Annotated in this window: 9 protein-coding genes and 1 pseudogene; 5 read left to right on the top strand and 5 right to left on the bottom strand. The window is 54.8% G+C overall.

What is annotated here, in order from left to right:
* The first annotated feature begins 39 nt into the window (after positions 1–39).
* The 3 genes from argE to NL510_RS22360 all read left to right on the top strand — a co-directional run bounded on the left by argE (position 40) and on the right by NL510_RS22360 (position 5018).
* Positions 40–1191: an acetylornithine deacetylase gene (gene argE, locus NL510_RS22350; RefSeq protein ID WP_253380474.1), complete on the top strand. Its 1152-nt coding sequence runs from the start codon at positions 40–42 to the stop codon at positions 1189–1191.
* Between the two features lie 273 nt (positions 1192–1464).
* Positions 1465–4116, top strand: coding sequence for a phosphoenolpyruvate carboxylase (gene ppc / locus NL510_RS22355; protein ID WP_253380476.1), 2652 nt, complete (start codon positions 1465–1467; stop codon positions 4114–4116).
* Positions 4117–4169: 53 nt separating this feature from the next.
* Positions 4170–5018 (top strand): helix-turn-helix transcriptional regulator, encoded by an 849-nt coding sequence (locus tag NL510_RS22360; protein WP_253380478.1) that lies wholly within the window; start codon positions 4170–4172, stop codon positions 5016–5018.
* On the opposite strand, the pseudogene NL510_RS22365 reads toward NL510_RS22360, so the two are convergent.
* The 5 genes and pseudogenes from NL510_RS22365 to NL510_RS22385 form a co-directional block, all read right to left on the bottom strand.
* Positions 5005–5350, bottom strand: a pseudogene (locus tag NL510_RS22365) (PTS fructose-like transporter subunit IIB). The gene NL510_RS22360 and the pseudogene NL510_RS22365 overlap by 14 nt on opposite strands.
* Before the next feature lie 14 nt (positions 5351–5364).
* Positions 5365–6240 (bottom strand): [formate-C-acetyltransferase]-activating enzyme, encoded by an 876-nt coding sequence (locus tag NL510_RS22370; RefSeq protein WP_253380480.1) that lies wholly within the window; start codon positions 6238–6240, stop codon positions 5365–5367.
* Positions 6206–8500, bottom strand: coding sequence for a formate C-acetyltransferase (locus NL510_RS22375; RefSeq protein WP_253380482.1), 2295 nt, complete (start codon positions 8498–8500; stop codon positions 6206–6208). The genes NL510_RS22370 and NL510_RS22375 overlap by 35 nt, the downstream gene beginning before the upstream one ends.
* A gap of 50 nt (positions 8501–8550) precedes the next feature.
* The gene (locus NL510_RS22380; RefSeq protein ID WP_253380484.1) at positions 8551–8871 is read right to left on the bottom strand and encodes a PTS fructose-like transporter subunit IIB; all 321 of its coding nucleotides are present in this window, start codon (positions 8869–8871) and stop codon (positions 8551–8553) included.
* A 14-nt stretch (positions 8872–8885) separates the two neighbouring features.
* Positions 8886–9965 carry a PTS fructose transporter subunit EIIC gene (locus NL510_RS22385; RefSeq protein ID WP_253380486.1) on the bottom strand — a complete coding sequence of 360 codons (1080 nt, stop codon included), beginning with the start codon at positions 9963–9965 and terminating at the stop codon, positions 8886–8888.
* Between the two features lie 302 nt (positions 9966–10267).
* On the opposite strand from NL510_RS22385, the gene ptsP reads away from it, so the two are divergent.
* On the top strand, positions 10268–12769 hold the full coding sequence (gene ptsP / locus NL510_RS22390; RefSeq protein ID WP_253380488.1) for a phosphoenolpyruvate--protein phosphotransferase: 2502 nt from the start codon (positions 10268–10270) through the stop codon (positions 12767–12769).
* A 13-nt stretch (positions 12770–12782) separates the two neighbouring features.
* Positions 12783–13445 (top strand): fructose-6-phosphate aldolase, encoded by a 663-nt coding sequence (fsa, locus tag NL510_RS22395; RefSeq protein WP_253380491.1) that lies wholly within the window; start codon positions 12783–12785, stop codon positions 13443–13445.
* The last annotated feature ends 3 nt before the right edge of the window (positions 13446–13448 follow it).

The following is a 13448-nucleotide window of genomic DNA, read 5'->3' on the forward strand; positions in this document are numbered from 1 at the left end:
ATGAATATTGATACTATCACGACCTAAGGTGTGTCAACAATGAAAATGAACTTACCGCCATTTATCGAGATTTACCGCGCCCTGATTGCCACACCCTCCATCAGTGCGACAGAAGAATCGCTGGATCAGAGCAATGAGTCTTTAATCAATCTGCTGGCGGGTTGGTTTAGCGAACTTGGGTTCAACGTTGAGATACAGCCGGTCCCCGGAACACGCCACAAATTTAACCTGCTCGCCAGCACCGGACACGGTGCGGGCGGTCTTCTGCTGGCCGGCCATACCGATACCGTCCCTTTTGACGATGGCCGCTGGACGCGCGATCCGTTCACCCTGACCGAGCATGACAATAAGCTCTACGGGCTGGGCACCACCGACATGAAAGGTTTCTTCGCGTTTATCCTCGACGCGCTGCGTGACGTCGACGTGACCACGCTTAAAAAGCCGCTTTACATTCTCGCTACCGCCGATGAAGAGACCAGCATGGCGGGCGCGCGCTATTTCTCTGAAAATACGACGATTCGCCCGGATTGCGCCATCATTGGTGAACCGACCTCCCTGCAGCCCATTCGCGCGCATAAAGGCCATATCTCTACCGCAGTACGCGTGTTGGGCCAATCTGGCCACTCCAGCGATCCGGCGCGCGGCGTAAATGCCATTGAGCTGATGCACGATGCCATTGGCCGCATCATGGCGCTACGCGACTCGCTAAAAGAGCGTTATCACTATGAAGCCTTCACCGTTCCTTATCCCACGCTGAACCTTGGTAGCCTGCACGGCGGCGATGCGTCTAACCGTATCTGCGCCTGCTGCGAATTGCACATGGATATCCGTCCGCTGCCAGGCATGACGTTAAGCGATTTAGATGGCTTGCTGACGGAAGCTCTGGCTCCGGTAAGTGAACGCTGGCCCGGTCGCCTGACGGTTTCTGAACTGCATCCGCCAATCCCGGGCTATGCGTGCCCGCCGGATCATCAGCTGGTTCAGGTGGTAGAAAAGCTGCTCGGCGAAAAAACCGACGTAGTGAACTACTGTACCGAAGCGCCGTTTATACAGGCCTTGTGCCCGACGCTGGTACTAGGCCCAGGCTCTATCAACCAGGCCCACCAGCCGGATGAATACCTGGAAACCCGCTTTATCAAGCCAACCCGCGAGCTAATTACCCAGGTTGTGCACCACTTCTGCTGGCATTAAAACGGTTCCCCTCCCCCTGCGCTCATCCCTTTGGCGAGAGGACTGGGGGAGGGGAGAAATCCCGCGATCTTCATCACATTTCCATAAGCAACTCTTATCTGATGCAAAGCGAATTAACTTTCGTAAATTACCCACATTTATTCGTTTGCTGAACCGTTTTCGCAGCAATTGACGAAGGGGGTTTTACGTGGCTTTATAAAGGGAGATGACAGAATAATGCCCAAAAGATTCTCGATTGGGCATAAACAAAAATGATGGGGTGACTGGGTTTTTATGAACGAACAATATTCCGCATTGCGTAGTAATGTCAGTATGCTCGGCAAAGTGCTTGGAGATACCATCAAAGATGCGTTGGGGGAGAACATTCTCGACCGCGTTGAAACCATCCGCAAGCTGTCCAAATCTTCCCGTGCAGGTAACGAGGCCGATCGTCAGGAACTGCTCACTACCTTGCAGAATCTGTCAAACGATGAGCTATTGCCTGTGGCTCGTGCGTTCAGCCAGTTCCTGAACCTGGCGAACACCGCTGAGCAATATCACAGCATTTCGCCAAAAGGTGAAGCTGCTAGCAACCCGGAAGTCATTGCCCGCACCCTTAGAAAGCTCAAAGATCAGCCAGACCTCAACGAAGCCATTATTAAACAAGCAGTGGAATCCCTTTCGCTAGAGCTGGTCCTGACCGCGCACCCAACCGAAATCACCCGTCGCACGCTGATCCACAAAATGGTGGAAGTGAACAACTGCCTGAAACAGTTGGATAACAAAGATATCGCCGATTACGAGCGTAACCAGCTAATGCGCCGTTTGCGCCAGTTGATTGCGCAGTCCTGGCACACCGATGAAATTCGTAAGCATCGTCCAAGCCCGATTGATGAAGCCAAATGGGGCTTTGCAGTCGTGGAGAACAGCCTGTGGGAAGGTGTTCCCAACTACCTGCGCGAGCTGAATGAACAGCTGGAGGAGAACCTGGGCTACCGCCTGCCGGTTGACTTTGTTCCCGTACGTTTCACCTCGTGGATGGGCGGTGACCGCGATGGTAATCCGAACGTTACGGCAGAAATCACCCGCCATGTTCTGCTACTAAGCCGCTGGAAAGCCACCGACCTGTTCCTGAAAGATATTCAGGTGCTGATCTCCGAGCTATCGATGGTGGAAGCGACGCCAGAACTGCGCGAACTGGCTGGCGAAGAGGGTGCCAGCGAGCCGTACCGTTATCTGATGAAAAAACTGCGCAGCCAGCTGCTGGCCACCCAGGCCTGGCTGGAAGCGCGCCTTAAAGGCCAGCGGCTGCCGAAACCAGAAGGTCTGCTGAGCCAAAACGAACAGCTATGGGACCCGCTCTACGCCTGTTACCAATCTCTGCAGGCCTGCGGTATGGGCATTATAGCCAACGGTGAACTGCTCGATACCCTCAGGCGCGTGAAATGTTTTGGCGTGCCGCTGGTGCGTATTGATGTGCGCCAGGAAAGTACCCGTCATACCGAAGCGCTGGGCGAAATGACGCGCTACCTCGGCATCGGTGACTATGAAAGCTGGTCAGAGGCTGATAAGCAGGCTTTCCTGATCCGCGAGCTGAATTCCAAGCGCCCTCTGCTGCCGCGCAACTGGGCGCCGAGCAATGAAACCCGCGAGGTGCTCAACACCTGTAAAGCGATCGTTGATGCACCAAAAGGCTCGGTCGCCGCCTATGTGATCTCCATGGCGAAGACCCCGTCCGACGTCCTCGGTGTTCACCTCTTGCTCAAAGAAGCAGGTATCGACTATTCCCTGCCGGTAGCCCCGTTGTTCGAAACCCTCGACGACCTGAACAATGCCAACGATGTCATGACGCAGTTGCTTAACATCGACTGGTATCGCGGCTTTATTCAGGGCAAACAGATGGTGATGATTGGCTATTCCGACTCCGCGAAAGATGCGGGCGTAATGGCAGCGTCATGGGCGCAGTATCAGGCTCAGGACGCACTGATCAAGACCTGCGAGAAAGCCGGTATTGAACTGACCCTGTTCCATGGTCGCGGTGGTTCCATTGGTCGTGGCGGTGCGCCTGCTCATGCGGCACTGCTGTCACAACCACCGGGAAGCCTGAAGGGTGGGCTGCGCGTCACCGAGCAGGGCGAGATGATCCGCTTCAAATACGGTTTACCGGAAGGGACCATCAGCAGCCTGTCGCTTTACACCAGTGCGATTCTGGAAGCGAACCTGTTGCCACCGCCTGAACCGAAAGAGTCCTGGTGCTACATCATGGACGAGCTGTCGGATATCTCCTGCGATCTGTACCGCGGCTATGTGCGGGAAAACAAAGATTTTGTGCCTTACTTCCGTTCAGCCACCCCTGAGCAGGAACTGGGTAAGTTGCCGCTAGGTTCACGTCCGGCTAAGCGCCGCCCGACCGGTGGCGTGGAATCTCTGCGTGCAATACCGTGGATCTTCGCCTGGACGCAAAACCGTCTGATGCTGCCAGCCTGGCTGGGTGCGGGGGCGGCGCTACAGAAAGTGGTGGAAGACGGCAAGCAGAACGAGCTGGAATCCATGTGCCGCGACTGGCCTTTCTTCTCCACTCGCCTGGGTATGCTGGAGATGGTCTTCTCGAAAGCCGACCTGTGGCTGGCGGAATACTATGATCAGCGTCTGGTGAAACCTGAGCTGTGGGCGCTGGGCAACGAGCTGCGTGAACTGCTAGAGGGTGACATCAAAGTGGTGCTGGATATCGCCAACGACTCGCACCTGATGGCAGACCTGCCGTGGATTGCCGAATCAATCCAGTTGCGTAATATCTACACCGACCCGCTGAACGTCCTGCAGGCGGAACTGTTACACCGTTCACGTCTGGCTGAAGAGGAAGGTCAAGAGCCGGATCCACGCGTTGAACAGGCGCTGATGGTTACGATTGCAGGCGTTGCGGCAGGTATGCGCAACACCGGCTAATGCTTATGCCGGGTAACGCTCATGCTTACCCGGCAACTTTTGGTAGTCTCAGCATGCAACCCGATATCACTCAAATCCTGACCGACCTGCTCAACGGCACGTTGCCGCTGCGTCAGGTACATTTTGCCAACACATCCTCTTCCGCCCCTGAACTGGCCCTGCAGGTTGATTTTCCCCGCCTGGAAATCGTGATTGAAGGCTCAGTTGAAGATCGCGCAGCGCCCGTTTTACAACAGCGGGATGTCCTGTATGTACCAGCCGGAGGCTGGAATGACCCGCAGTGGCAAACACCCGTGACAACGTTGAGCATTCTGTTTGGTAAACAGCAGCTTGGGTTTAGCCTTGTGCACTGGAATGGCGTAGAAATTCGCAATCTGGCGAAACAGCATGTTGCACGACGTGGTCCGCGTATCGGCTCGTTCCTGCTTCAGGCGCTCCATGAAATGCAAATGCAGCCTCATGAGCAGCAAACCGCGCGGCTACTTGTCACTAGCCTGCTAAGCCACTGCGTGGATCTGCTGGGCAGCCAGATTCAGACCGCTTCCCGTAGTCAGGCTCTCTTTGAAGCTATCCGCGTCTACATTGATGAACATTTCACCGCCCCTCTAACCCGGGAGTCTGTTGCGCAGGCGTTTTACATCTCGCCTAATTACCTGTCGCATCTTTTTCAGAAAACAGGCGCGGTAGGTTTTAACGAATACCTGACGAACACCCGGCTGGAGCACGCGCGTCAGTTGCTAAAAGGATATGATTTGAAAGTGAAAGAGGTGGCGCATGCCTGCGGATTCATCGACAGTAATTATTTCTGTCGGTTATTCCGTAAAAAAACGGAGCGCTCGCCCTCAGAGTACCGTCGCCAGTATCACAGCCAGCTCACCGGAAAATCGGTTAGTTCAGAGTGATTTGCGTATATTGCGGTGCGGATAAAATTTTACGTACCGCAGCCATCACCTTTTGCGGATCGCTTAAGAAGGCGCTAATCCCACACTTTACGTAGCGGGAATGCTCGAAGCGTTCACCCCCCGCCAGTTCGATGTCGGTGATAAGCAATACGATATCGGCACGCCGAATCTCTTCATCCGTCAATTCACTTTCAATACCTAATGCACCCTGCGTCTCAATGCGAACGGACCATTTCTCCTGCTGGCAGATTTTTTTCCAGCTTTTCAGCAGCCATATAAGTGTGCGCAACGCCGCTGACACAGGCGGTCACCGCCACCAGATAACGGCCCATAACTGTCGTCATATTTACCCTCCTACGGTGACATGAAATCCTTCACGCTCCGCCATAAGCCGCATCGCCGCAACCTCATGTTCTGTTGGAGGACTAACCTGACGCATCCTCCACTCCTGCCCCAGCAGACGGTATTTGGGCTCTCCGTACTGATGGAACGGCAGTAAATGCAACTGGCGTATCCCTGAAGGTAGCAGAAACGCCAACACGCGTGCCATGTTGGTTTCAGTAAGGGTATAACCCGGTATGAGCGGTACGCGGGGGATCACGTTTACCCCCGCGTCCACCAGTTGCAGGAAATTATCCAGCACCCTGGACAAATTCATTGCCAACACAGCCTGCGCTTCCTCCGGGTCCATCATTTTCAAATCAAACAGGACTTCATCACACTGTCGAGCCAGGGGCAGTAAGCGGGACAGCGGCGCATCGCCCGCCGTTTCAACGGCGGTAGGCACCCCGTAGCGACGTAGCCTCTGCAAAAAGGTTGTCGCAAAAGGCGCCTGCATCAGCACTTCCCCACCAGAAAGCGTGATCCCACCGCCCGAAGAGCGAAAGAAGATATCGTCTTTCATTACCTCACGTTCGAGTTCATCCAGCGTAACATCGCGACCAATGCGCTCAAACGCGCCCGACGGGCACTCGTCAGCATCTCGCAGGCAGGGAGCGCAGTGCAAGCATTTGCTCTCCCGGCGCACCGTCTCTATTTTGGCGGAAATCGACTCCGGATTAGCGCACCACGGGCAGCGATGAGGGCAGCCTTTAAAAAAGACCACCGTACGAATGCCCTCGCCGTCATTCAACGAATAACGCTGAATGTTAAAAATGCGCGCCACATCAACACGCGCTTCAACAACTTCACAGCTGATGCGCTGTGCGGCGAATAATGTCATCCTGAATCTCCTTCGACAGCTCAACAAAGAAGGCACTGTACCCGGCAACCCGCACAACCAATCCGGCAAAATCCTGTGGACGTTGTTGCGCCTCACGCAGCGTTTGGGCATTCACCACGTTGAACTGAATATGCTGTAATTTAAGCCGGGTAAACGCGCGAAGGAAATCGACCAGTTTTTGCAACCCGGCATCCCCCTCCAGCGTCGCGGGTGTAAACTTCACGTTCAGCAAGGTCCCGTTAGATAACAGATAATTATCGAGCTTACTTACTGATTTCAGTACCGCCGTCGGGCCCAGCATGTCCTGACCGAGCATGGGTGAAAGCCCGCCGTCCGCCAGTTGCTCGCCCGCAAAACGGCCATCCGGCGTGGCGCCGACTACCGCCCCAAGTGGCACATGAGCGGACACGGTATAGGATCCTGGCGTGAACTGCCCTCCGCGCGGATTCCGGTATTTTTCGACCTCTTTACAGTAGTGGCGCAGCAGTTCAGCGCTGATGTTGTCAACGTCGTCGATATCATTGCCGTATTTTTCGAAGCGATGAATCAGCCGCGCTCGCACTTTTTCTCCCTCAGGAGCAGAGAAATTGGCTTTTAATAGGGCTAATAGCGCATCAAAACTTAAGCGCTGCTGTTCGAATACTAGCCCCTTAAGGGCATGAAGGGAGTCGCTCAGATTCGCAATCCCGATCCCCTGTACGCCGGAGAAGTTATAGCGCGCGCCACCGTCGGTGATGTCTTTCCCTGAGGCCAGACAATCGCTGATAAAAGAGGAGAGCAATGGCACAGGAGCCCAGTCGCGATGGCCGATATCGCAAATATTGCTTCCTTCAACCATCAGCGCTATGTAATGGTTAATTTTGGTTCGAATATGCTCCAGCAACCCCTCATAACTCAGTTCAGGATTACCTTCGTTCTCCTGCAAAGCGATCTCCATCACTTTCAGCAGGTTGAACATGGCGATATCGTGCAGGCCGTAAGTTTTTCCCGGGATTGACAGTTCAACGCAGCCTACAACGGCGTAATCACGCGCATCTTCCAGTGACACGCCACGGTTCAAAAATGCAGGCACGACCACTTCATCGTTGAAAATCTGTGGGATACCGGTGCCAAGACGAATCGTCTCCGCTGTTTTAAGCAGGAAAGGCCGGTCGATAAGTTCATTCACCCGCACGCCAAGATTTGGCTGAGGAAGCTGAACGCTCTGGTAAGCCTCCAGGCACCGGAAAGAAAGTTCATTCACCGCACTGCGCCCGCTTTCCGTCAGGCCGCCCAACAATGCGGTATAGCCGGTTGGGAACCCGGCAAAATAGCGGGCGCTGCTGGTAGAGCGTAAAAGCACCACGTCGTTGCACTTCACCCACAAGGATTCCAGCAGCTCTTGCAGGAATGCAGGCTCTGCACCCTGCCTGAGTGACGCCTGGTAAAACGGCAGCATATACTGGTCGAAACGCCCGATGGAGAGCGAGCTGGCGTTGGATTCATACTGCAAAATCACGTTCATGTACCAGAACAGCTGGCATGCCTGCCAGAAGGTTTGCGGCTTATGCTCCGCGTTATGCCGCGCAATTTTGGCCATCGTCAGTAATTCCGCACGGCGAGGCGCCTCGCCGATCTGGGCTAGCGCTTCAGCCAGGGCTGCGTAACGCAGAATATGACGTTGGGACGCCTCAAGCAGAATCAACGCCGCGGTATAAAAAGTGTTCTGGGTATCACGCGCGCAGTGTTCGCGCATTTCAGCCACCAGCGCGCCCAGGCCATTATTCAGCAAGCGCGGATAATCAATAATGATATGCCCCTGCCCTTTGTCCGTCTGGTTAATGCTAAAAATCTGTGTCCCTACCGCGGCTTTCACCTCATCCGTCATCTGACCGTTGATAAAATCCTTCATCGACCGTTTTTCCCAGTAGGGATAGAGAACGTCACGGTAGACCTGTTTAACTTCATCGCTAATGTCGAAGCGGTCCTGTGGGCGTGTGGCAAACTGATCCAGCTCATTTAGCAGCCAGTACGGGTCCATCTCAGGTGACATGATCCCGGCGCGCGGCTTAACGGTGCGGTTTCCGGCAATCAGTTCCTCGTCACGAATCGTGATTTCCACATGATCGAGAATATACGCCGTGGCTTTCGCGCGCCTGATAATAACCGGTTGGCCTTCCGTTTGCCGATGGCTGGCGGTATAGAGCAAAGCACGTTCAAGCGAGATTTCGCGCGGACTGGCGAACAGCGCGTTTTTCAAACGCTGGGTACGATTCGTCATGAGGGAACTCCTGTATCGGGATAACAAGCCGCCCCGAAGGGCGGTGGACATCAGGCTGTTTGTGCCAGGTGAGCATCGATTTTGTTCATGATGGCGTCGGCACGCTTTACCGCGTCGCTGATATTGACGCGTACAATAGTTTTACTCACAAAACGTTCTTCGAATTTAATGCCGATATCTTTGGTCAGGATCACCATATCCGCAGCGGCAACGTCTTCCATGGTTAACTCGTTTTCAAGACCAATCGACCCCTGCGTTTCAACCTTCACGTCCCAGCCTTTGGCTTTAGCGGCACTTTCCAGCGCTTCTGCAGCCATATAGGTATGTGCAACGCCAGACGGACATGCCGTTACTGCAATAATTCGAGCCATGTTCTCTACCTCTCTCAGTTGATTTCGAAATCCAGACCCAGGTCGTCATCTTTGTCCTTAATCTGTTTGGCATTCTTGCGGGCAATACTCTTGAGAACGTTTACGCTGATGGCGGTGACTATCGCCCCCACGGCAACTGCCGCGATATAGCCAGGCTTGCCTTCCACCACGGGAAGAACGATGAGCCCCCCCCATCCGGCGTAACACTGGGTGCCCATCATGGCAGCCGTTACTGCTCCGCACGCAGAGCCCAGCATGATAGATGGTATGACGCGCAGCGGGTCAGCGGCGGCAAAGGGAATCGCCCCTTCGGTGACGCCCACGCAGCCCATTACCAGCGCCGCTTTACCCGCTTCACGCTCTTCGCCAGAAAAGTTTTTGCGGTTAATCAGCGTCGCCAGGCCTAAGCCCAGCGGTGGAACGCAGATACTTACCGCCGCGATAGCCACCACGGTGTAGACACCCTGAGCAACGCAAATCAACATGAAGGCATAAGCCACTTTGTTAATCGGGCCGCCCATATCGAAGGCCAGCATCAGGCCAAGAATGATGGCCAGAACAACGATGCTGCCCTGCTGCATTCCCTGCAGCCACTGTGTCAAACCGGACGTCAATGCGCCCACAGGCTCGCCCAGCCCCCACATCATGATGCCCGCGGTGATACCTGTGCCGATGATTGGAATGATGAAGATAGGCATGACGGAGCGCAGGATTTTCGGTACCGGCAGTTTTTTCAGATACCAGACCACAATTCCGCCGAGGATCCCGGCAATAATTGCCCCAAAGAAACCCGCCCCGAAGCTATTGCCGACCCACGCCGCGATGGCGCAAGGAGCCAGCGCGGCACGCTCGGCGATGGAATAGCCAATGTAGGCGGCAAGGAAAGGTACCATCAGCGTTAAACCCGCCACGCCGATATCGAAGAGTTTTTTCAGATTAGGATCGGTTAATGCGTCCGGTACTGCCCCTTTGCCGTAAAGCATGACCGAAACCGCCAGTAAGATACCGCCCGCCACCACGAACGGGATCATGTGCGACACCCCAGTCATCAGATGCTGTCGCGTGTTCTTGAGAATATGCACCAACTCTTTCATATGTCGCTCCAGACCAATACCCATAAAGATGTGTGCCAACAATAGGCAATCAGAAAGGCATCGGACAGGAGACAAAATGGGCATTTACTGGATTTTTGTAATATTAAAATAAAAATGCGATCCGCCTCGACATTTCACAATACGCTCGCATGAAGACGGTACGCCCATCCTGTGAGTCAACTCTCACTTTCAACCAAACATTACATTTATCCAGTTTTTGGCAGATTTGTCACATGGCGCGTTTCGTCATCGCACCCGTATGCTGTTCCCATTGATGAACGATAGTTTTCAGGAGTGTCTGTATGGCTCTGGTTGTGGAATTTACCTGTGTATTGCCCAACGGGGTTCACGCACGCCCTGCAAGTCAAATCGAAACGCTGTGCAATACATTTATCTCGCAAATGGAGTGGTACAACCTGCGTACAGAGCGCAAAGGCAATGCCAAAAGCGCACTTGCGCTGATTGGCACCGATACGCTGGCGGGGGATGCCTGCCGCCTGGTTATCCATGGCGAAGATGAGCAGGAAGCGCACCAACGGCTCGAACAATGGCTACGAGATGAGTTCCCGCACTGTGATGTGCCGCTTAGCGTGGCGATCAATACCGAGCTAGATGCACTGCCGGAATCTCTTCTGCGCCTTAACCCGACGCTGTTCCGCGGCCTGCCGGTGTGCAGCGGTAGCGCGCAGGGCACGCTGACGTTGCTGACCTCACTGGATCTTAACACGCTGACCAATTTACCCGGCGCAAAAAACGCAGACGAAGAGCAGGCAGCGCTGGATAACGGCCTTAACCTGCTGGTCAAAAGTATTGCGCTGCGCGCCCTGGATAGCGACAGCACGGCCAGCGCAATTCTGGAAGCACATCGCTCGCTTGCTACCGATACCTCACTGCGCCAACACCTGCTTGCTGGCGTGAACCAGGGGCTCAGTTGCGCACAAGCCACAATCGCGACGGCAAACCATTTCTGCGCTGAGTTCTCACGTTCAGGCAGTAGTTACCTGCAGGAACGGGTGCTGGACGTGCGCGATGTTTGCTATCAACTGTTGCAGCATATCTATGGAGAACAGCGATTTCCGGCTCAGGGACAGCTCACTCAGCCGGGCATCTGTCTGGCAGATGACCTTACCCCCGGGCAGTTCCTGGAACTCGATAAATCCTTACTCACAGGGCTACTGTTAAAAAGCGGTGGAACGACCTCGCATACCGTTATTCTTGCACGTTCCTTTAATATCCCAACGCTGGTGGGTGTCGATAGTGAAAGCCTTTTGCCATGGCGTGATCAGCTTGTCTTCGTAGATGGCAATGCCGGTGCGGTGGTGGTGAACGCCAGCGACGCGGTAGCACGCTACTACCGGCAGGAAGCGCGGGTTCAGCAGGCGATACGTGAGCAACACAGTATCTGGCTCGACCGTGAGGCCAGAACCGCCGACGGCCTGCGCATTGAAATTGCCGCAAACATTGCTCATGCAGTTGAAGCTCAGACGGCATTTAGCAACGGCGCGGAAGGCGTCGGCTTGTTCCGTACCGAAATGCTTTATATGGATCGTACCAGCGCGCCCGGTGAAAATGAGCTTTACAACATTTTTTGTCAGGCGCTTAAAGGGGCAAACGGGCGCAGCATTATTGTCCGCACCATGGATATCGGTGGGGATAAGCCCGTGGATTATCTGAACATTCCGCCGGAGAATAATCCGTTCCTCGGCTATCGTGCCGTCCGCATTTATGAAGAGTATTCCACCCTTTTCACCACCCAACTGCGGGCGATCCTCCGCGCCTCTGCCCACGGCAGCCTGAAGATCATGATCCCGATGATCTCCTCAATGGAAGAGATCCTGTGGGTAAAAGAAAAACTCGCCGAAGCAAAGCAGCAGCTTCGCGCTGAGCATGTACCGTTTGAGGAAAAGATCCCCCTTGGCATCATGCTCGAAGTGCCATCGGTGATGTTCATCATCGATCAATGCTGTGAAGAGATTGATTTCTTTAGTATCGGCAGCAATGACCTGACGCAGTATCTTTTGGCCGTCGACCGTGACAACACGAAAGTGACGCGCCATTACAACAGCCTGAATCCGGCCTTCCTGCGTGCGCTTGATTACGCGGTGCAGGCCGTGCATCGCCAGGGAAAATGGATTGGTCTGTGCGGTGAGTTGGGCGCAAAAGGCTCGGTATTGCCACTGCTGGTTGGGCTGGGTCTTGATGAGCTGAGTATGGGTTCGCCAGCTATTCCGGCCACCAAAGCACGTCTGGCACAGCTTGATGGCCGCGCCTGCCGTCAGTTGCTCAACCAGGCGATGGCCTGTCGGACATCGCTTGAAGTGGAACATCTTCTCGCACAGTTCCGCATGAATCAGCAGGACGCACCGCTGGTGACGCCACGCTGCATTTCGCTGGATAACGACTGGAACAGTAAAGAAGAGGTCATGAAAGGCATGACCGATAACCTGCTGCTCGCAGAACGTTGCCGCTATCCCCGCAAACTGGAGGCCGATCTGTGGGCGCGTGAAGCCGTGTTCTCCACCGGGCTTGGCTTTAGTTTCGCCATTCCGCACAGCAAATCCGAGCATATTGAGCAGTCCACCATCAGCGTGGCGCGCCTTAACGCGCCGGTCAAGTGGGGTGAGGAAGAAGCCCAGTTCATCATTATGCTCACGTTGAACAAACATGGCGCAGGCGACCAGCACATGCGTATTTTCTCCCGCCTGGCGCGCCGCATCATGCATGAAGATTTCCGCAGCGCGCTGGTCAACGCCAGCTCAGAGGAAGCCATTGTCTCCCTGCTGCAACACGAATTAGAACTTTAACCGAGGAAGCGTGATGGAACTGTACCTGGATACCGCCAACGTGGCAGAAGTCGAGCGCCTGGCGCGCATTTTTCCCATTGCGGGAGTCACCACTAACCCGAGCATTGTCGCTGCCAGTCGTGAAACTCTCCGGACGGTGCTGCCGCGTCTGCAACAGGCCATCGGGCCAGAGGGCACGCTGTTCGCCCAGACCATGAGCCGGGACGCCGAAGGCATGGTGGCGGAGGCCAAACGCCTGAGCCAGGCGATTACGGGGATCGTGGTGAAAATCCCGGTGACTGCCGAAGGGCTTGTTGCGATAAAAATGCTCAAAACAGAGGGTATTACCACGCTTGGCACCGCAGTATACAGCGCAGCGCAGGGTCTATTGGCCGCGCTGGCGGGAGCAAAATATGTCGCACCGTATGTAAACCGCGTCGACGCCCAGGGCGGGGACGGTATTCGCATGGTACAAGAGCTGCAATCCCTGCTGGCGCGGCATGCGCCAGCAAGCAAGGTGCTGGCTGCCAGCTTCAAAACACCACGTCAGGCACTGGACTGTCTGCTTGCCGGATGTGAAGCAATAACGCTTCCTTTAGATGTAGCGCAACAAATGCTCAGCGCCCCGGCAGTAGAGTCAGCTATAGAGAAGTTCGAGCAAGACTGGAAAAACGCGTTTGGCAACCTCAACCTCTAAGGG

This window comes from unidentified bacterial endosymbiont, assembly GCF_918797525.1.
Classification (GTDB): Bacteria; Pseudomonadota; Gammaproteobacteria; order Enterobacterales; family Enterobacteriaceae; genus Enterobacter.

Coding starts and splice junctions, on each gene's coding strand:
- argE (WP_253380474.1), top strand. CDS start 40: ATGAAAATGAACTTACCGCCATTTATCGAGATTTACCGCGCCCTGATT.
- NL510_RS22370 (WP_253380480.1), bottom strand. CDS start 6,240: ATGACATTATTCGCCGCACAGCGCATCAGCTGTGAAGTTGTTGAAGCG.
- fsa (WP_253380491.1), top strand. CDS start 12,783: ATGGAACTGTACCTGGATACCGCCAACGTGGCAGAAGTCGAGCGCCTG.
- NL510_RS22375 (WP_253380482.1), bottom strand. CDS start 8,500: ATGACGAATCGTACCCAGCGTTTGAAAAACGCGCTGTTCGCCAGTCCG.
- NL510_RS22385 (WP_253380486.1), bottom strand. CDS start 9,965: ATGAAAGAGTTGGTGCATATTCTCAAGAACACGCGACAGCATCTGATG.
- NL510_RS22380 (WP_253380484.1), bottom strand. CDS start 8,871: ATGGCTCGAATTATTGCAGTAACGGCATGTCCGTCTGGCGTTGCACAT.
- ppc (WP_253380476.1), top strand. CDS start 1,465: ATGAACGAACAATATTCCGCATTGCGTAGTAATGTCAGTATGCTCGGC.
- ptsP (WP_253380488.1), top strand. CDS start 10,268: ATGGCTCTGGTTGTGGAATTTACCTGTGTATTGCCCAACGGGGTTCAC.
- NL510_RS22360 (WP_253380478.1), top strand. CDS start 4,170: ATGCAACCCGATATCACTCAAATCCTGACCGACCTGCTCAACGGCACG.